Annotated in this window: 16 protein-coding genes, 1 tRNA gene, 1 pseudogene and 1 riboswitch; of the genes and pseudogenes, 7 read left to right on the forward strand and 11 right to left on the reverse strand. The window is 70.6% G+C overall.

Features of this window, described 5'->3' with window-relative positions:
- Nucleotides 1-2: 2 nt before the first annotated feature.
- A pseudogene (locus ACFYZB_RS36695) lies at nucleotides 3-680 on the reverse strand (hypothetical protein); the annotation flags it as partial.
- Between the two features lie 224 nt (nucleotides 681-904).
- Between ACFYZB_RS36695 and ACFYZB_RS36700 the strand changes: the two are divergent.
- Nucleotides 905-2,260 carry a tetratricopeptide repeat protein gene (locus tag ACFYZB_RS36700; protein WP_388765860.1) on the forward strand — a complete coding sequence of 452 codons (1,356 nt, stop codon included), beginning with the start codon at nucleotides 905-907 and terminating at the stop codon, nucleotides 2,258-2,260.
- Nucleotides 2,261-2,296: 36 nt separating this feature from the next.
- Nucleotides 2,297-2,797: an NUDIX domain-containing protein gene (locus tag ACFYZB_RS36705; protein ID WP_388765862.1), complete on the forward strand. Its 501-nt coding sequence runs from the start codon at nucleotides 2,297-2,299 to the stop codon at nucleotides 2,795-2,797.
- Nucleotides 2,798-2,919: 122 nt separating this feature from the next.
- Here ACFYZB_RS36705 and ACFYZB_RS36710 read toward each other — a convergent pair whose 3' ends face one another.
- Nucleotides 2,920-3,363, reverse strand: coding sequence for a hypothetical protein (locus ACFYZB_RS36710; RefSeq protein WP_388765863.1), 444 nt, complete (start codon nucleotides 3,361-3,363; stop codon nucleotides 2,920-2,922).
- Entirely contained in the window at nucleotides 3,360-4,109 is a 750-nt protein-coding gene (locus tag ACFYZB_RS36715) for a hypothetical protein (RefSeq protein WP_388765864.1), read from the reverse strand. The genes ACFYZB_RS36710 and ACFYZB_RS36715 overlap by 4 nt, the downstream gene beginning before the upstream one ends.
- Before the next feature lie 625 nt (nucleotides 4,110-4,734).
- Between ACFYZB_RS36715 and ACFYZB_RS36720 the strand changes: the two genes are divergently transcribed.
- Nucleotides 4,735-5,397 (forward strand): TetR/AcrR family transcriptional regulator, encoded by a 663-nt coding sequence (locus tag ACFYZB_RS36720; protein WP_388765866.1) that lies wholly within the window; start codon nucleotides 4,735-4,737, stop codon nucleotides 5,395-5,397.
- Nucleotides 5,398-5,458: 61 nt separating this feature from the next.
- On the opposite strand, the gene ACFYZB_RS36725 is transcribed toward ACFYZB_RS36720, so the two are convergent.
- Complete coding sequence (locus tag ACFYZB_RS36725; RefSeq protein WP_388765867.1) at nucleotides 5,459-6,175, reverse strand: TetR/AcrR family transcriptional regulator; 717 nt, start codon at nucleotides 6,173-6,175, stop codon at nucleotides 5,459-5,461.
- A gap of 139 nt (nucleotides 6,176-6,314) precedes the next feature.
- Here ACFYZB_RS36725 and ACFYZB_RS36730 point away from each other — a divergent pair, with 139 nt between their 5' ends.
- Nucleotides 6,315-6,920, forward strand: coding sequence for an NADPH-dependent FMN reductase (locus ACFYZB_RS36730; protein WP_388765869.1), 606 nt, complete (start codon nucleotides 6,315-6,317; stop codon nucleotides 6,918-6,920).
- 293 nt (nucleotides 6,921-7,213) lie between these two features.
- Here the strand turns inward: ACFYZB_RS36730 and ribA are convergent, their stop codons facing one another.
- Nucleotides 7,214-7,846 (reverse strand): GTP cyclohydrolase II, encoded by a 633-nt coding sequence (ribA, locus tag ACFYZB_RS36735; RefSeq protein ID WP_388765870.1) that lies wholly within the window; start codon nucleotides 7,844-7,846, stop codon nucleotides 7,214-7,216.
- Between the two features lie 121 nt (nucleotides 7,847-7,967).
- A complete protein-coding gene (locus ACFYZB_RS36740; RefSeq protein ID WP_388765871.1) occupies nucleotides 7,968-8,477 on the reverse strand; it encodes a MarR family winged helix-turn-helix transcriptional regulator in 510 nt (169 codons plus the stop codon).
- A 61-nt stretch (nucleotides 8,478-8,538) separates the two neighbouring features.
- On the opposite strand from ACFYZB_RS36740, the gene ACFYZB_RS36745 reads away from it, so the two are divergent.
- Nucleotides 8,539-9,672, forward strand: a complete 1,134-nt coding sequence (locus tag ACFYZB_RS36745; protein WP_388765873.1) for a dihydrofolate reductase family protein — start codon at nucleotides 8,539-8,541, stop codon at nucleotides 9,670-9,672.
- A gap of 66 nt (nucleotides 9,673-9,738) precedes the next feature.
- Here ACFYZB_RS36745 and ACFYZB_RS36750 read toward each other — a convergent pair.
- Nucleotides 9,739-9,812, reverse strand: a tRNA-Met gene (locus ACFYZB_RS36750).
- 299 nt (nucleotides 9,813-10,111) lie between these two features.
- Nucleotides 10,112-10,261, forward strand: a riboswitch (cyclic di-AMP (ydaO/yuaA leader).
- A gap of 7 nt (nucleotides 10,262-10,268) precedes the next feature.
- Here ACFYZB_RS36750 and ACFYZB_RS36755 point away from each other — a divergent pair.
- Together ACFYZB_RS36755 and ACFYZB_RS36760 are read left to right on the forward strand one after the other, a co-directional pair.
- Nucleotides 10,269-11,288 (forward strand): M23 family metallopeptidase, encoded by a 1,020-nt coding sequence (locus ACFYZB_RS36755; RefSeq protein ID WP_388765874.1) that lies wholly within the window; start codon nucleotides 10,269-10,271, stop codon nucleotides 11,286-11,288.
- Between the two features lie 76 nt (nucleotides 11,289-11,364).
- Nucleotides 11,365-12,309: an aldo/keto reductase gene (locus tag ACFYZB_RS36760; RefSeq protein ID WP_388765875.1), complete on the forward strand. Its 945-nt coding sequence runs from the start codon at nucleotides 11,365-11,367 to the stop codon at nucleotides 12,307-12,309.
- 51 nt (nucleotides 12,310-12,360) lie between these two features.
- On the opposite strand, the gene ACFYZB_RS36765 is transcribed toward ACFYZB_RS36760, so the two are convergent.
- The 4 genes from ACFYZB_RS36765 to ACFYZB_RS36780 form a co-directional block, all read right to left on the reverse strand.
- Nucleotides 12,361-13,722, reverse strand: coding sequence for a PrsW family glutamic-type intramembrane protease (locus ACFYZB_RS36765; protein WP_388765876.1), 1,362 nt, complete (start codon nucleotides 13,720-13,722; stop codon nucleotides 12,361-12,363).
- A 42-nt stretch (nucleotides 13,723-13,764) separates the two neighbouring features.
- Nucleotides 13,765-14,631, reverse strand: a complete 867-nt coding sequence (gene trmB / locus ACFYZB_RS36770) for a tRNA (guanosine(46)-N7)-methyltransferase TrmB (RefSeq protein ID WP_388765878.1) — start codon at nucleotides 14,629-14,631, stop codon at nucleotides 13,765-13,767.
- A 23-nt stretch (nucleotides 14,632-14,654) separates the two neighbouring features.
- On the reverse strand, nucleotides 14,655-15,878 hold the full coding sequence (lhgO, locus tag ACFYZB_RS36775) for an L-2-hydroxyglutarate oxidase (protein WP_351208723.1): 1,224 nt from the start codon (nucleotides 15,876-15,878) through the stop codon (nucleotides 14,655-14,657).
- A 61-nt stretch (nucleotides 15,879-15,939) separates the two neighbouring features.
- Nucleotides 15,940-17,364 carry an MFS transporter gene (locus ACFYZB_RS36780; protein ID WP_388765881.1) on the reverse strand — a complete coding sequence of 475 codons (1,425 nt, stop codon included), beginning with the start codon at nucleotides 17,362-17,364 and terminating at the stop codon, nucleotides 15,940-15,942.
- Nucleotides 17,365-17,729: the final 365 nt, after the last annotated feature.

Below are 17,729 nucleotides of genomic sequence, written 5' to 3' on the forward strand. Positions count from 1 at the left end.
ACGCGGAAGGCGGTCATCGACGCACCGTAGGGCGCGACGACGCCGCCGGACTGGTCCGGCACGGACTGGCAGCCGTGCACGAGCCGACCACCGAGGGCGGCATGGGCCTTGATGGACTCGATGCGGCGGTGCTCGTTGAACCAGCCGCCGTGGTAGACCTCGTCCAGCATCCCGCCCATCTCGTCGTCCAGGTCGAAGACGACCGAGGTGGCGGCCGGGAAGAACCAGCACGGGCCGACGTTGGAGATGTGCCCGTCCAGCTCGACCTTGTTCAGTGCCATCAGCGTGGCCGCCTCGCGCAGCATCCGAAGGTGCTCGGCGGTGATCTGCGGCAGGCCGAGGCCGGCGAGGTGCTCGTCGCGGAACAGGTAGGCGTATACCTCGTAGGCGGTGGACAGTACGCGGGCGGCGTCCGAGGTGGACTCACTGTGAGCCTTGATGAAGTCCAGGGCGAGCTGCTCGACTGCACTCTCGGCGGTTTCCTCCACGTTCAGGAGCTGGGACTTGACCAGCTCCCAGTCGGCGACGAGCCAGGTGTTGGACTCGAAGCGGAAGAAGTAATCGGCCGGGTCGATGGTGATGCGCCGGCCGTCGACCTGGATGCCCGGCAGGCGGCTCCAGCGTTCGTCGAACGCCTGGGGCAGCTCGACCGTGATGGCCGTGGTGTCGATGGTGGTCACCGTGTCTCCGTCTCTGATCGGCCGGGTTCGGGCGCAGGCATGCCCGAACCCGGAGCGGTGTACGGAACTTCAGGGAGCCGCCCGGCGGAAGGGGGGAGCCTGGTCACGGTGTCGGACCGTGCCGGGCGGCTGATATTCAGTGAACACGCCGTCACGCACAGTGGGTACGGTGAGAGGCAGTCGAAGCGGTATACGCGGTTTACAGCTCCGGAGCGGAGGCGATCGTGGCAGCGCAGAGAGAAACCAACTCCCGCCTGCGCGAGACCATCGAGGCGACGGGCTGCACCTACGAGGCTCTGGCGAAGGACATCCGACGCATCGCTGCCGAGAACGGCGAGACCCTCCAGACCAACAAGTCGGCTGTCTCCCATTGGGTGAACGGCACCCGCCAGCCCACAGGCCGGACCGACCAGTACCTCGCCGAGGCGTTGTCACGTCGTGCAGGACGCACCATCACCCTGGCCGAGATTGGCCTTCGGGCGCCTGAGACTGCGGTATCCGAGGAGCCCGATCCCGTCCTTGCCGCGACCGACCTGGGCCGCGCTGATGTCGAACGCCGTCGGTTCCTCGCCGTAGCTGCCTTCACAGCAGCCGGCGTCGCCATGCCCCTTGCCTATGACCACGAAGCCACGGCCCGCATGCTCCGAGCCCGCACCGGTAGCTCCCTGGTCGGTTCGGAGGACGTGGACGTCGTACGTCAGATCACCGCAGCTTTCAGCGCGGCCGACGAGCGTCTCGGCGGCGGCCATGGACTCACTACCGTCACCGCGTATCTCGCCGACACTGCCGCCCCCATGCTCCGCGGACGGTTCCCGAACGAAGCCTTACGCCGGGCAGCCTTCGGGGCCGTTGCAGAACTCGCCTACCTCGCAGGGTGGAAGCACCACGACCTCGGCCAGGAAGGCGCCGCCCAGCGCTACTACCAGGTCGGCTACCAACTCGCCTGCGAAGCCGACCCGCACGGCCACGCCGCCTGGATGATGCGCGCCCTCGCCCACCAGGCTCTCAGTCTCAAGCAACCCCACCACTGCGTCGACCTCGTCGAGGGCGCACTGACCCGCGGCCTGGGCCGCGTCGACGGCCAGACCGAGGCGCTGCTCCACATCACCCATGCCCGCGCGTACGCCGCCGTGGGCGAGAAGCCCGCAGCCGCCCGCGCCCTGCTCTCCGCCGAAGACGCCCTCCTACGCGACGACGGCCCACAGCCGAGCTACTCCCGCGTCAGCGGCCCGGCCGCCGGCACCGTGGCCAGCCACACCGCCCGAACACTGACCGACCTAGCCGACCACGTTGGCACCGAGCAACAACACCGCGACGCCCTGGTCCGCTGGGACCCGGAGAAGTACAAGCGGGTCCACGCGCTCACCCACGCCGACCTCGGCGACAGCCTCGCCGCCCAAACCCGAGCCGACGAAGCCGTCGCCGCCTGGTCCCAGGCCCTGTCCCTCATGGAGGGCATGACCTCGGACCGCACCCGCAAGGCGATCACCTCACTCCGTTCCACCCTCGCCGTCTACCAGCGTCGCAGGGTGCCCGGGGCGGCCGAACTGGCCCGTCGCGCACGCGAAGCACTGGCCTAAGCTGCCCACCAACCGGCCGACGAAGGGACACCAACCGTGGCTCAGCCGAACACCGACGACCAGCCCAAAGCCCTCCCACCCGCCCTCGAATCCATGACCCTGCTGGTCGCCGCCGTCATCGTCCACGACAAGGCCACCAACCGCGTCGTACTCCTCCAGCGCAGCCAGAACGCCAAGTTCGCCCAGGGCCTGTGGGACCTGCCCGTCGGCAAGAGCGAGCCTGGCGAGCCCATCACCGAGACGGCGGTGCGTGAGCTTTACGAGGAGACCGGCCTGACCGTGAAGCCCGAGTCCCTCAAGGTCGCCCACATCATCCACGGCGCCTGGGGCGTCGAAGCTCCCAACGGTTTCCTCACTGTGGTCTTCACCGCGCACGACTGGACCGGCGAACCGGAGAACCGCGAACCGCGCAAGCACGCTCAGGTCTGCTGGGTCGATGCCGATGCCATCCCAGAGGAGTTCGTGGACACCACCGCGAGCGCCCTCCACCAGTATCTGAGTGGTGGCCCTCAGGTTTCACTTGACGGATGGAGGTAGTCGCCGACTGCTGGACGGACGTTGTCACCAAGGAGGACCGGAGCCGTCTGGCGCGCAACAGCCGTCCTAATCACCGGTGCGGGGCTCCTACAAGCTAGCCCTGGGGGCGGATGCCCATGCGCTCAGCGGCTCGGATGAGCCGCTGCTCCAGTTTCCTCACGGGTGGTAAGGATCAGCCCGTGCTGGGACATGGTGTAAGCCCAAGGGCCTGGGGTTCCTGTCAGCTCGCAAATGTCAGGCAGGAGGCCGTTGAAGATCCTCAACTGGTCGACGGTCCGGAGGTTGTTATTGGCGTACACGAGATACCGAGCACGGTGCTTGAGGACTGCGGCGATCTCTGTGGGGCGCGAGCTCGAAAGGATCTTCTTGTCCGCTCCGACGCAGATCCGCCCTTCTGCCGCTGTCTCTGCCAGCCATGTCTCGTCTCCGACATTCTCGGCGGCCCTAACGCCGTACCTCTCGCCGATGGACACCGTGTCCGGGCACAGGCGCTTCACTCCCTTGACGAAGTCGTCGCCGTTGGTGCTGCGGTCCAGGAACAGCCGCAGCGGTGGCAGACCTCTCATCCGGCGAGTCGGAGGTAGTAGTCGACCTCGGCGACCTGGTCCTCGGGCAGTCCTTGCGCCGCAGCCGCCTCTTCGCAGGGGACGCCCTCAGTGAGCGCATCCTCGATCAGGGACAGCGGGGTGCCGTTGTGGACGAAATAGGGTTGCCCGAAGTTGACGTCCGGTTTCACCGCGATGTCCGCGACCTCCCAACCAGGCAATAGGACTCGGTTGGCGTAGCCGGCCACTCCGTCGGAGTCGTAGCTGATCTGTTTCATGTACCGCTCGACAACCTCGCGGAACACGTACTGCCCGTTGCGGAGGACGATGACCTTGCGAGGCTCGATGCGTTCTTCGCCGTCGAGGTGGTCGCTGACTTCGTAGAGCAGTTCTGCCCCGTCTGTGTAGAGACGCCTGGATGCAAGTGCATGTTCGACACCCAGTTCTTCGCGGACCAGTTCCAGGGCTGGGCGGATCTTCTGCATGGGCACGTTGGCTGCCCTCAATGCGGAGAGGAACATGCCCTCAGCGAGCCCGATGAATGGAACGGACGCACCACTTCGTGGATTGCCTAGAGAAGTGATCAGGGGGTCCCCGATGACATCCGGGCGATCGGGGAAGTGGTTCCGATAGCCGCGCGCCCATGATCGGAACGTTGAGGAAGGAGTGCGCAGGTATCGGGCTGCTGCTTCCTGGATATACAGCGGCACCGTGAAGCGCGTGTCCGCGTCAAGGAATGCGCTGATCAGCAAGTCGATGTCCGCCATGATCCACCTCCTCTCCGGCTCCACCACTAGTCTGCCCGTTGAGAAGCGACCAGACAGCGTTGGCACACTAGCTGAGAAGGACACGTCCGGGGGAGGCCATAGATGCCCCCTGCAGTGTCCGCATCAGAACCTCGGTGAAAACGGGGCGGCAAGCAAGAAGAGGGGCTGGTCAGCGGATCCTCTTGCGTGAGCGATGCGTGAGCGGACTGCGCAGCATGGGCCGTTACGTCGTAGATCACGTGTCACCCAAACCCGCTTCTGACCAGGCAATTCCGGACGCCGAGGCAGCACCCGGAACCACCCGGCAAGCCTTGGCCAGGACTTTTAATCCATTGGTTGTGGGTTCGAGTCCCACAGGGCCTACCGGAGGTGGGCGGGGGCTATGCCCTCTGACCTGCCGCGCAGCGCCCGGGTCGGCTTCGGCCGGCTCGGGCGCCGCGTCGTTCTCCGGCTCTTGTGCGAGCGACGCGCGGTCGAACGCGGCCTTCGCCCGGCAACTGGTCATCACCGAGCGGCCGGTCTCCACGCGCACGGCCTGGATCCTCACCCGGCCCGGCCTGCAGCCCTCGGAAACAAAACGTACGGTCGATCGTACGTAGATGCTGGGTGTGGCACGATGGCGGCGATGGAGAGCGAACGACAGGACGCCGAGCGCGGCGTGGGCCGGGATGTCCTGGGCGCTGAGGGGCCGGAGGTGACGGATCTGCGGCTGGTGCGCGGTGCGCGTGCCCGGCAGCGGGTCGCCCGGCGCGCCGTCGACATCGCCTCGCTGGACGGGCTCGACGGGCTCAGCATCGGCCGTCTGGCCGCTGACCTGGGGTTGAGCAAGAGCGGTGTCCAGACGCTGTTCCGGACCAAGGAGAACCTGCAACTGGCCGCCGCCGAATGCGCGCGCCGCGAGTTCGAGCGGACCGTCGTGCGCCCCGCGCGGTCCGTCCCGGCGGGTTCCGCCCGGCTGCGGGAGCTGGCCGAGCGCTGGATCGCCTACGCGCAGACGCCCCTGTTCGCCGGCGGCTGCTTCTGGTCCGCCAACCTCCCCGCCTACGACAGCCGCCCCGGCGCGGTGCGCGACGCCCTGCTCGCCCACCGCGAGGCATGGCTGGAACTCCTCGCCGACCAGCTGCGGTCGGTCGCCGGTGCCGGGTCCGGTGACGTTCCGTCACCGGATCCGGAGCTGGCCGCCTTCCAGATCGACGCCATGTGCAACGCGGCCAACATCGCCATGCGGCTCGGCGACGACAGTGCCGCCGGGAAGGTGCGCCGGGTGGTGGAGGGGTTCCTCCGGTGAGCACGGTGATCCACGCCGAGCACCCCGCCCGACGTTCCCCCGCCCGACCCGCCCGTACCCCTCAGGCCTCCCGCCGCCCCTCCCCCGGCCCCCGGCCCATCCCGTAGGCCCGCAGGAACGCTGCCACGCCGCCCCTGATCAGGTGGTCCGTCTCCGTGGGGGGAAGGGGGAGGACGCCGTAGTGGGTGGACTGGACGAGGGTGTGGGTCGTCAGGGCCATGAAGTGGGCCGCGGCCATGGCCGGGTCGCCGTGCGCGTCGAGTAGCCCGGCGTCCGCGAGGCGCGTCATCGCCTCGGCGACGGCCCGGCGGACCGGCGCCGGGCCCGCCTCGTGCCAGGCCTTCAGGACCTCCGGCGGCACATGGTCGGCCTCGGCGTGGATGTGGCGGACGAGGGCGAAGTGGTTCGGGTAGTCCGTCATGAGCCCGGCGAACCCACGGGCCAGGGCGACCAGATCGCGCTCCAGGTCCTCGGGACGCGGCGGCAGCTCGGGGTCCAGCACCGCGCGCAGGCGGGCCAGTTGGGCGTCGCGGACCTCGTTGGACGTCCAGGTCACCACGGTCTGGAAGAGCTGTGCCTTGCCGCCGGGGAAGTGGTTGTAGAGCGTGCGCGTGGAGACGCCGGCCTCGGCGGCCAGTGCGTCGACCGAGGCCCGCGCGTACCCCTCGCGACCGAAGACCGTGCAGGACGCGCTCGCGATCGCCATCTGTTTCGCCAGCCTGCGCGGCGAGACCTCGCCTTGCGCCCGCGCCACCCGGGCCTCGTTCGTTTCGCCCACAGCTGCCTCCTCCGGCCTCCTCCGCCCGGTCACTCTAACCGACTTACAATCAGCGTTGTACTTTCTACAACGATCGTTGTACTTTGCTGTGCGGGAGGCCGCAACGGGCGGCCGGCCCGTCACGAGATGGGGGATTCCTGTGTCCGTTGCCAGCAACGAAGCACCTCTGCGCGTCGCCGTCGTCATCGGCAGCGTGCGGGAGGGCCGCCAGGGCCGGGCGGTCGCCGACTGGTTCCTCGGTACCGCAGCCGACGACACCGGCCTCGACCTCGACGTCATCGACCTCGGCGAGATCGACCTCCCGCTGGTGCTGCCCGGCTGGGGCGGCACCCCGAGCCCGGAGGCCGTCGCCGCGCTGCGGGACGTCTCGCCGCGGCTCGCCGCCGCCGACGCGTTCGTCGTCGTCACGCCCGAGTACAACCACAGCTTCCCGGCGTCCCTGAAGAACTTCATCGACTGGCACCACGCCCAGTGGCAGGCCAAGCCGGTCGGCTTCGTCTCGTACGGCGGCCTCGGCGGCGGCCTGCGCGCGGTCGAGCAACTCCGGCTGGTCTTCGCCGAACTGCACGCGACGAGCGTGCGCGACTCGGTCAGCCTGCACGGCCCCTGGTCCGGCCTCGGTGAGGACGGCACGCCGCGGGACGCGGCCGTGTGCGCCGGCGCCGCCAAGGGCATGCTCGGTCAACTCGCCTGGTGGGGCCGGGCGTTGCGGGCCGCGCGGGCCGAGCGTCCGTACGCCGGCTGAGCGCGGGGTGGGGGAGGTGCGTACGACGGCACCCGCCGCGGCGGCCCCGGCCCGCCCGGTACCGGACCCGGCACCGCGCTGAGCGTCAACTCCCAGTTGGGTGCGTCCGTCGGCACGGCCGTGCTGTCGGTGGTGCTCGGTACGGCGGGCATGCGCCCGGCCGGCTTCCGCACTGCGTGTGCCGTGGCGACGACTTTGCCGGCGCTGACGGCCGTACCGGCCCTCCTGCTCCCGGGTCCTCGGCAGGCGCGGTGACCGGCGGATCCGTTCCGTACCGGTCCCGGCCCGGCCGTTCAGCCCACGTTGAGTTCGGCCAGCGGCAGTGTGTGCCGGGTCTGGAGGACCTTCGCGCGCAGGTAGCGGACGTTGTGGGCCGTGGTGAAGACACCGGTCGGCACCCGGTCCCGCACGACCACGCCCAGTGCGCGCAGCTGCTCCGCCTTGTCGGGGTTGTTGGACAGCAGGTCCAGTTCCGCCATGCCGAGCGCGGCGAGCATCTGCGCGGCGGCCGTGTAGTCGCGGGCGTCCTCCGGCAGGCCGAGCGCGGCGTTCGCCTCGTAGGTGTCGAGGCCCTGGTCCTGCAGGGCGTAGGCGTCGAGCTTGTTGTAGAGGCCGATGCCGCGGCCCTCCTGGCGGAGGTAGAGCAGGACGCCACCGCGGTCGGCGATGCGTTCGACCGCCTCGCGCAGCTGCGGGCCGCAGTCGCAGCGGGCCGAGCCGAAGACGTCGCCGGTCAGGCACTCGGAGTGCAGGCGCACCAGCGGGACGGTGCCGGGGGCGGGGTCGCCGAGGACGACGGCGACGTGTTCCTGGCCGTCGGCCAGGCCGTGGAAGGTGACGAGTTCGGCGTCGACGCTGTAGCCGTCGTCGAAGCGCAGCGGTACCCGGACGCGGGCGCGCGGCGTGGCGGCGGGGGTGTCGGGCATGCGGGTCCCTCCGGGTGCGGGCATGTGCTTCAGATTTGAAGCAGCGATACGCAGGGGACCCTACCTCATGCTTCAAAGTTAAAGCAATCGGGATTCCGGGCGTCGTCCGAATCCGGAGCGATCACGAACAGGACGAACGGCGCCGCCAGGGCACGTCCTCCGCCCCGGGCTCGGCACCCTCGCCCTGCAGCCCGCGCGCGATCCCCGTGCAGATCTCCTCCAGCTGCCCCACCTGCTCCGGCGTGAGCCGGTCGAACAGGGTGGCGCGCACGGTCTCGACGTGCCCGGGCGCCGTACGCTCCAGTACGGCCATCCCCTCGTCCGTCAGCACGGCGATGCTGCTGCGCTTGTCCCAGCGGCAGTCCTCCCGGCGCACCAGCGCGTCCCGCTCCAGCCGGGTCACCGCGTACGTCAGCCGGCTGCGCGTGATCTTCAGCTTCTCGGCGAGATCGGTCATCCGCAGCCGCCGGTCGGGCGCCTCGGACAGGTTGGCCAGCACGGAGTAGAACAGGTGCGGCATGCCGGCGTCCTGCTGGAGCTGTCGGTCGATCGCGTCCTCCAGGAGGTGCGTCGCGGCCATGTAGGCGCGCCAGGCGCGCTGCTCCTCGGGGCTGAGCCAGCGGGTCGTCATGCCGCCAGTGTAAGTTTGTTTCAAACTTGAACCAAGACTCGCCTCCAGGGAGACCGCGCCGATGTCGTACCCGTACGTGCTGCTGTCCGCCGCCGTCTCTCTCGACGGCTGCCTGGACGACACCGGCCCCGACCGGCTCCTGCTGTCCAGCCCGGCCGACTTCGACCGGGTCGACGCGGTACGGGCCTCGGTCGACGCCATCCTGATCGGCGCCGGCACGATCCGCGCCGACAACCCGCGGCTGCTGGTCAACTCCGCCGAGCGCCGCGCGGCGCGGGTGCGGGAGGGCCGCCCGGAGTACCCGCTGAAGGTCACCGTCACCGCCACCGGCGACCTCGACCCCGACGCCAACTTCTGGCACACCGGCGGCGCGAAGCTCGTCTACACGACAGACGCGGGCGCCGAGCGCGCGGTCCGGCGCGTCGGTGACACTGCCGACGTCGTCCCGCTCGGCCCCGACCTCGACTGGCGGGCCCTGCTGACCCACCTGCACGAGGTGCGCGGCATCGGGCGGCTGATGGTCGAGGGCGGCGGCACGGTCCACACCCAGCTGCTGCAGCTGGGCCTCGCCGACGAGCTCCAGCTGGTCCTCGCGCCCCTGTTCGTCGGCGACCCCGGCGCGCCCCGCCTGTTCGGCCCCGGCGGCTACCAGGCCGGCCGGCTGCGCCTGACCGAGACCCGCCGCATCGAGGACGTGGTCCTCATGCGCTACGAGCCCACGGCCCCCGGCACGGGCGCGGTCGCCACCGCCGCCGACCGTCACTGGCTGCGGACCGCCTGCGAGCTCGCCGCCCAGTGCCCGCCGTCCACGACGGCGTTCAGCGTCGGCGCGGTGGTGGTCGGGGCCGACGGCACGGAGCTGGCCCGTGGCCACTCCCGGGAGGGCGGGGATCCAGTGGTCCACGCGGAGGAGGCCGCGCTGGCGAAGATCGACCCGGCGGATCCCCGGCTGGGCGGCGCCACCGTCTACAGCAGCCTGGAGCCCTGCGCCCGGCGGGCCTCGCGGCCCGCGCCCTGTGCCGAGCTGATTCTCCGGGCGGGGGTGCGCAGGGTGGTCACGGCGTGGCAGGAGCCGGACACGTTCGTGGCGGGGGCCGATGGGACGGGGGTCCTGGTCGAGGGAGGTGCCGAGGTGGTCGTACTGCCTGAGCTCGCGGGACTCGCCAAGGCGCCGAACAGGCACCTGCTGGGCTGAGGCCCGGCCGGGCCGGAAAACACTCAGGGCCTGGAATCCAGTGGATTCCAGGCCCTGAGCCTTCAGTAGCGGGGACAGGATTTGAACCTGCGACCTCTGGGTTATGAGCCCAGCGAGCTACCGAGCTGCTCCACCCCGCGTCGTTGTGACTCCAGAGTACCCCATGCTCAGGGCGGCATGCACACCGCTTTCCCCGGGTGGTTGATCGTCTTCACGGAGGGTGACCGGACGACCGCCCTCCGCATAACATCTGAGACACCATCAAAAACGCCGACGCTCATGAACCATGGCCAACTCGCCCGATTTGCAGTGCTCCTGCCCTATTGGTCCACGGTCGAAAAGGTTAATGATCAAGCCGAACGGCTTGGAAAGTGACTCTCAGGTCTATTAACGTTCGATAACGCAGCGCGGTCGTCCCAGCCGTCACAAGAGGCGGCTCCGTGCGCACGCGCCGAATCCCGCGAGGGAACCGGGGAACCACCACCTTTGGGGTGAATCGCGCGAATGCCACAGTTGGTATACGCGCGTAGGAGACCTTCCTGCTCCGAACCCGTCAGCTAACCCGGTAGGCGGCGGAAGGAAAGGAGTACGCCCGAGTGGCGTCCAACCGGCCCGCCCCAGAAGCCCCGTTCGTGCCCTCGCAAGCCCAGCCGGAGACCTTCGGCTACGGCGCCTACCGCGCCGAGGAGGGGCCCTGGGAGGAGTGGAACCCCACCGAGGACTCCGTCGCCGCGGCCCGTGGCCGGCACCGCGTCGCCAAGCAGCGCGGCGGCTTCGCGCGCAGCTCCACCGTCCTCGGCGTCGGCGTGATGGCCGCGGTCGGCGCGGGCGGCATGGCCAGCGCCAACACCGGCAAGCCGCCGGTCTCCATATCCCTGCCGGACCTGGACTCCGTCGAGCACATCTTCGGCGGCGGCTCCTCCGACGCGCACCAGGCCACCGCCACCGGCCTCAGCAAGGTCGGCGTGAGCACCGACAGCGCCGACAGCAGCAACGCCGGCGAGGCCCTGCGCAACCGGATCATGGCCCAGGCCGAGCAGCAGAAGGGCCAGGCGAACAGCAAGGTCACCGCCGCCGCGATCGCCGCGGCCGACCAGCAGACCGCCGACGCCGCCGCCAAGGCGGAGAAGGAGGCCGCCGCCAAGGCCGCCGACGCCAAGCAGCAGGCGGAGGCCGACGCCAAGAAGGCCGCCGAGGTCAAGCGGCTGGCCGAGGAGTACACGCTGCCGGTCGTCTCGTACACGATCACCGGCACCTTCGGGCAGCCCGGCGCCATGTGGTCCTCCGGCTACCACACCGGCCTCGACTTCGCCGCCCCGACCGGCACCCTCATCAAGGCCGTGCACAGCGGCACGGTCACCCAGGCCGGCTGGGCCGGCGCCTACGGCTACCGCACCGTCATCACCCTGGACGACGGCACCGAGCTCTGGTTCTGCCACCAGTCCTCGATCAACGTCTCCGTCGGCCAGAAGGTCTCCACCGGTCAGGTCATCGGCCGGGTCGGCGCCACCGGCAACGTCACCGGCCCGCACCTGCACCTGGAGGTCCACCCGAACGGCCAGGCCACGGCCATCGACCCGGCGCCCTGGCTGCGCGACAAGGGCCTCAACCCCTGAGCCCGACTGCTCCGTCCGCGGGATCCCGGCGCCGACGGTGGAATGCGATCATCCACCGTCGGCGTTGACTTGGAGCATGACTTCTCTGCGCACACTCGGTTCCTCCGACCTCGAGGTCTTCCCGCTCTGCCTCGGCGGCAACGTCTTCGGCTGGACCGCCGACGAGGAGACCTCCTTCGCCGTCCTCGACGCCTACACGGAGGCCGGCGGCAACTTCATCGACACCGCCGACTCCTACTCGGCGTGGATCCAGGGCCACAAGGGCGGCGAGTCCGAGACGATCATCGGCAAGTGGGTCAAGGCCCGCGGCAACCGTGACCGCGTCGTCATCGCCACCAAGGTCAGCCAGCACCCCGAGTTCCAGGGCCTGTCCGCCGCCAACATCAAGGCCGCCGCCGACGCCTCCCTGCGCCGCCTGGACACCGACCACATCGACCTCTACTACACCCACTTCGACAAGCCCGAGATCCCGGTCGAGGAGATCATCGGCGCGCTGGACGAGCTGGTGAGGGCGGGCAAGGTCCGCCAGATCGGCGCCTCCAACATCAGCCCCGAGCGCCTGCAGGCCTCCCTGGACTTCTCCGACCGCGAGGGACTGGCCCGCTATGTCGCCCTCCAGCCCCACTACAACCTCGTCTCGCGCGACACCTACGAGGGCCCGCTGCAGGACCTGGCCGCCAGGGAGGGGCTGTCCGCGGTGTCCTACTTCTCGCTGGCCTCGGGCTTCCTGACCGGCAAGTACCGCCCCGGCACCAAGGTCGACAGCGCCCGTGCGAGCCGGGCCCAGGAGTACGCGGAGTCCGAGCGCGGCCAGAAGGTCCTGGCGGCCCTGGACGAGGTCGCCGCCGCGCATGACGCCCCCGTCGCCCGGGTCGCCCTCGCGTGGCTCGCGGCCCAGCCGACGATCACGGCACCGATCGCCTCGGCCCGCACGGTGGACCAGCTCCCAGCCCTCCTGGACGTGGTGGGCCTGAAGCTGACGCCGGAGGAGGTGCAGAAGCTGACGGACGCCTCGGCCTAGGGCATCCTGTCCCGGATTCCGGCGGTGCCGGACTCTCCGCGACCCGGCCGGCTACGACCGATACGGGTTGTACGCGGAGTACGGCGCCGCCGGATACCCGTACGCCGGTCCGGACGCCGCAGGCATCTGCACCGCCGGATACCCGTGACCCGGCCCCGGCGCCGCGGGCGACGCCGCCCAGCGGACCGGGACCGGAAGCGACGCCCTGGCGGCATACTCCAAGGCCGGCCGGGCGAGCCCCCGCCGCTTCCACAGCTCGTCCAGCAGCTCCCGCTCCCGTACGACGAAGTCGGCGCCGGCCTTCCCCTTGCGCCCCCGGTGCCGCAGAAAGGCGAGCGAGGTGGCGTAGGCCTCGTACTGCGCCACCGCGCGCGCCGCCGGCCGGCCGCCGTGGTGCCGGGCGAAGTCACGGGCCGTCCGGCGCGCCCGCATCGACCCGAGCGCGAACGGCTCGGCCGGTCCCAGCCACCCGGCCAGCACATACGCCGGCAGCTCCTCCCGTACGGTCCGCAGTTCCCGCTGCCGCGTGAAGATCGCGAGCCAGGTCAGCAGCCCGAACACGGGCACCATGAAGCCACCGTAGACGGCGAAGAATCCGAACTCGCCGAAGGTGGAGGAGCCGTTCCAGAAGGCGTGCATGCTCATCGCGAGCAGCAGACCGCAGACCGGCAGCAGCGCCCGCCGGGCGCGCTGCCGCTCGGCGGAGAGCGCGGCGATGCCGAAGCCGAGGCCGGTGAGGGTGGTGAACAGAGGGTGCGCGAACGGGGACATCACGATGCGCACGAAGAAGGTGGCGGCGGTGACGGAGGCGATGCCGCGGCCGCCGCTCATCTGGTCGGCGCCGAAGGCCGTACCCAGGTAGAGGATGTTCTCGGTGAACGCGAACCCGGTGGCGGTGATGCCCGCTATCACCACCCCGTCGACGATCCCCGTGAAGTCACGTCTGCGGAAGAGGAAGACGAGCAGAACGGCGGCGGCCTTGGCGGACTCCTCCACGATGGGCGCTATCACCGTGGCGCCGAGGGTGTCGGCGCCGGCCGGATCGGCGGTGGCGGTGGCTATCCACTTGGTCGCGAAGCTGTTGGCGACGATGGCGATCAGCGCCGCCGCGCACGCTCCCCAGGCGAAGGCGAAGACCAGGTTCCGCCAGGGGCCGGGCTCCACCCGGTCCAGCCACCGGAACGCGGCTATCAGCCACGGCACGGGCAGCACGGCGAGGGCGAGCCCGACGAGAAACCCCTCGGTGCCGGTCTGCCTGCGCACCAGCGCGAGGATGACGAGCCCGGACAGCGCGAGCAGGGTGATCAGCGCTCCGTACCGCACCCACCTGCGCTGCCACCAGTGCGGATGGCGCAGCGGAAGCGGCCCGTGGGGGCCCGGGGGATACGTCGGGAACGGAGGACTGGTGGCCACGGCATCGACCCTAACGGTGGCGGGACGAGGGGCTGGAGCGGTTTATCGGTCCTGAAGCGGTTCGCGTGCTTGACCCGCTCGGTCTGCCCGCTCCTGGTGCGGTACGCGCCGGAAGAGCAGATCGTTCACCACATGTCCCTTGTCCAGTCCCTGGCCCTCGAAACGGGTCAGCGGCCGGAACGCGGGGCGCGTCGCGAAACCGCCGTCCGCCTGCGTGTTCTCGAAGTCGGGATGCGCGGTGAGCACCTCGAGCATCTGCTCGGCGTACGGTTCCCAGTCGGTCGCGCAGTGCACGAGCGCGCCGGGTCTCAGCCGGGTCGCGGCGAGCGTCAGGAACTCGGGCTGGATCAGCCGCCGCTTGTGGTGCCGCTTCTTGGGCCAGGGGTCCGGGAAGTACACCCGCAGCCCGTCGAGCGCGTCGGGGGTGAGCATCTCCCGGAGCAGGATGATCGCGTCCCCGTTGCCCACCCGGACGTTGGACAGACCGTCGCGGTCGGCGAGACCCAGCAGATTGCCCTGGCCCGGGGTGTGCACGTCGACGGCGAGGATGTTGGTGTCCGGGTCGGCGGCGGCCATCTGCGCGGTGGCCTCGCCCATCCCGAACCCGATCTCCAGCACGACCGGCCGGTCGTTCCCGAACAGCTCACGCAGGTCGATGACCCGCTGCCCGTCGATGTCCAGCCCCCACGTGGGCCACAGCCGCTGCAGCGCGTCCGCCTGTCCCGCGGTCACCCTGCTCCGCCGTGGCTGGAAACTCCGGATCCGCCGCTCGAAGTGCGACCCGGCGGGATCGGCCTTGGGCCCGTCCGGAAACCGCGGCTCCCCCTTGGCCCGGGTGTGCCGGACGGACACGCCGGGGGTGTGGGGGGCCGGCGAGGCGGTTTCGGGAACGTTCAGGAACTCAGACACAGTGCTTCCGATTTTACGGGGCCCTACGAGGTGGCCCTCCCGAGCATGTCCAGCACCCGGCGTCCGACCTCGCGCCCGATCGGCAGCGAAGCGGTGGCCGCGGGCGAGGGTGCGTTCAGCACATGCACGGTCCGCGCCCCTTCGCGGATGAGGAAGTCGTCCACCAGCGTCCCGTCCCGCAACACCGCCTGCGCCCGCACCCCGGCAGGGGCCCGCACCAGGTCGTCCGCCTCCGCCCCGGGCAGCAGCCTGCGCACCGCCTCCAGGAACGCCCCCTTCGACAGCGAGCGGTGCAGCTCCCCCGCGCCGTATCTCCAGTGCCGCCGGGCGATCGCCCACGAACCCGGCCACGTCACGGTCCCGGCCAGCTCCCGGGGTCGTACGACCCGCCAGCCGTACCCCTCCCGGGCGAGCGCCGGCACCGCGTTCGGTCCGATGTGCACGCCCCCGTCGATCCCGCGCGTCAGGTGCACCCCGAGGAACGGGAAGGCCGGGTCCGGCACCGGATACACCAGCCCGCGCACCAGCTCCGGCCGCGCCAGCTCGTAGTACTCCCCGCGGAACGGCACGATCCGCACCTCGGGCTCGTCGCCGGTCAGCCGCGCGATCTCGTCGCAGTACAGCCCGGCGCAGTTCACCAGCACGCGCGCGCGTACGACGTCGCCGCCCGAGGTGAGGACGGCCACGCCCCGCTCCGGCCGCCGGTCGACCCGGACGACCCGGGCGCCGTACCGGATCTCGGCGCCGGAGGCCTGCGCCAGCTGCCGGGCGACGCCGACGAAGTCGCACACGCCCGTCGTGCCGACGTGTATGGCGGCCAGCCCGCGTACCTCGGGTTCGTACTCACCGATCTGTGCGGAGCCCAGTTCCCGCACCGGTATGCCGTTCTCCCGGCCCCGCTGCACGAGCGCGTGCAGCCGGGGCAGCTCCTCCCGCTCGGTGGCGACGATCAGCTTTCCGGTGACGGCGTGCGCGATGCCGTACTCCGCGCAGAACTTGACCATCTCGGCGGCGCCCCGCACCGCGTACCGCGCCTTGAGGGAGCCCGGCCGGTAGTAGATCCCGCTGTGGATGACCCCGCTGTTGCGCCCCGTCTGGTGCCGGGCCGGCCCCGGCTCCTTCTCCAGCACGGTGACCGCCGTGCCCGGTGCGGCCCGCGTGATCGCATACGCCGTGGACAGCCCGACGATCCCCCCACCGACCACGAGCACATCACAGTCGTACGCCCCGACCGGCACCTGCACCACCTCCCACCTCGATAGTGCACTGCGCCACTGACAACGCCTTCAAACGCCCGTGTGACGGTTCTCAGGCCGGAGCCATCAGCAGCGGACGGGCCCGCTCCCGCAGCTCCACCACCCTCGGCTCGTCCCCGTACGGTTCCAGCCGGTGCAGCAGGTCCTTCACGTACTCGGTCGTGCGCGCCGACGAGATCCGCCCGGCCACCTCCACGGCCCGCACCCCCTGCTCGCAGGCGGCGTCGAGGTTGCCGGACTCCAGCTCGGCGACGGCCGAGACGACCAGCCGCAGCCCGTGCGACCGCACGAACTCCTCGGTCGGCTTCGACAGCGCCTGTTCCGTGAACCGCCGCACCTGCCGAGGCGCCTTCAGGTCCCGGTAGCACTCGGCCGCATCTGCAGCAAACCGGTCATACCCATAAAAACCAAGCCAAGAAGGATCGTTGTCGCCCTCCCGGGACCGCTCGAGCCATCCCTCGGCCGCCTTCAGCGCCGCACCCGCCGCCTGGGCGTCCCCGGCACGCGCGTGTGCCCGCGCCTCCACCAGCCGGAAGAAACTCATCGTCCGCGCGGTCGCCAGCCCCCGGTTCCGCTCCAGCGCGGCCTGCGCCAGGTCGACCCCCTCGTCGCCGAAGCCGCGGTACGTCGCCTGCAGCGACATGGAGGCCAGCACATAGCCGCCCAGCGGTACGTCCGCCGCCGCGCGCGCGAGGCGCAGCGCCTGGATGTAGTACCGCTGCGCCGCCTCCTGCTGGCCGGTGTCGAAGGCCATCCACCCGGCGAGCCGGGTGAGTTCGGCGGAGGCGCCGAAGAGCGCGCGGCCGACCTCGTCGGAGTAGGAGCCGAGCAGCAGCGGCGCCGCCTCCACCCGCAGGCACTCCGGGACCATCGACGAACGCCAGTCCCCGCCGCCGTACTTGGAGTCCCAGCGCCTGGCGTCCTCGGCGGCCTCCCGCAGCTTCTGCACGTCGCTGTGGCCGACTTTGATCGGTGCGCCGGAGCCCTCGGCGGAGCCCGCCTCCCGCGCGACCGAGCTGTCGGCGGGGGTTATCAGCCATCGTGAGGCGGGCGTTGCGTATGCGCTCACCGCGAACGATCCCGCGAGCGACTGCCAGATGCCGCCGGAGCCGGCCCGGCGCCCGGCGAGGTCGAGACGGTACAGCTCCGTCGCCGACCTCACCGCCTGTCCTACGTCTCTGGGGAAGGCGAGGCCCACTTCGGGCGCGGGATCCGCGTCCGCCAGGCCGATCTCGTGGAGCGGCACCGGGCGGCCGAGCTTCTGGCCGATGGCGGCCGCGATGAGGTGCGGTGCCGCGCCCTGCGGCACCATCCCCTTCGACACCCAGCGCGCCACCGAGGTCTTGTCGTAGCGAAGAGTCAACCCGCGCTGCGCCCCAAGGTCGTTGACGCGCCGTGCGAGTCCTGCGTTGCTGATTCCCGCGAGGGCGAGAACGGCGCCGAGCTTTTCGTTCGGCCCGCGTTGCTCCCTGGACATGCGCCACCCCTCGACACAGACGGCTGCCGCGCTGGCATAACCACGCGGCATTCGTAAACCCAGCGTAGTTCGCCGCATCCCAAGCGTTAAGGGGCATTGTTCCGGATGGCGGGATTGTGGTCCGTACGGAAGTACGGTCCTGTACGCACCGTGCACGGCCTGTCGCCGCGTGCCCCCGGCCGTGTGGCCGTGCGCCCGTCCGTGCGCTCTTCTCCGGCCATCTGGGGAGCGGTTCCATGGCTCTTGCGTGGGTCGGCCCGCTGTACTGGATCCAGTGGGCTGGGGGACACCGCCACCTTCATCCCCGCGGGTGGCGGACCGGTCCGGGAGGCGATGCCCGCCTCCCGGACTGTGCGCGTGTTCGC

Origin of the sequence: Streptomyces sp. NPDC001852 (genome assembly GCF_042891825.1) — a bacterium.
Classification (GTDB): Bacteria; Actinomycetota; Actinomycetes; order Streptomycetales; family Streptomycetaceae; genus Streptomyces.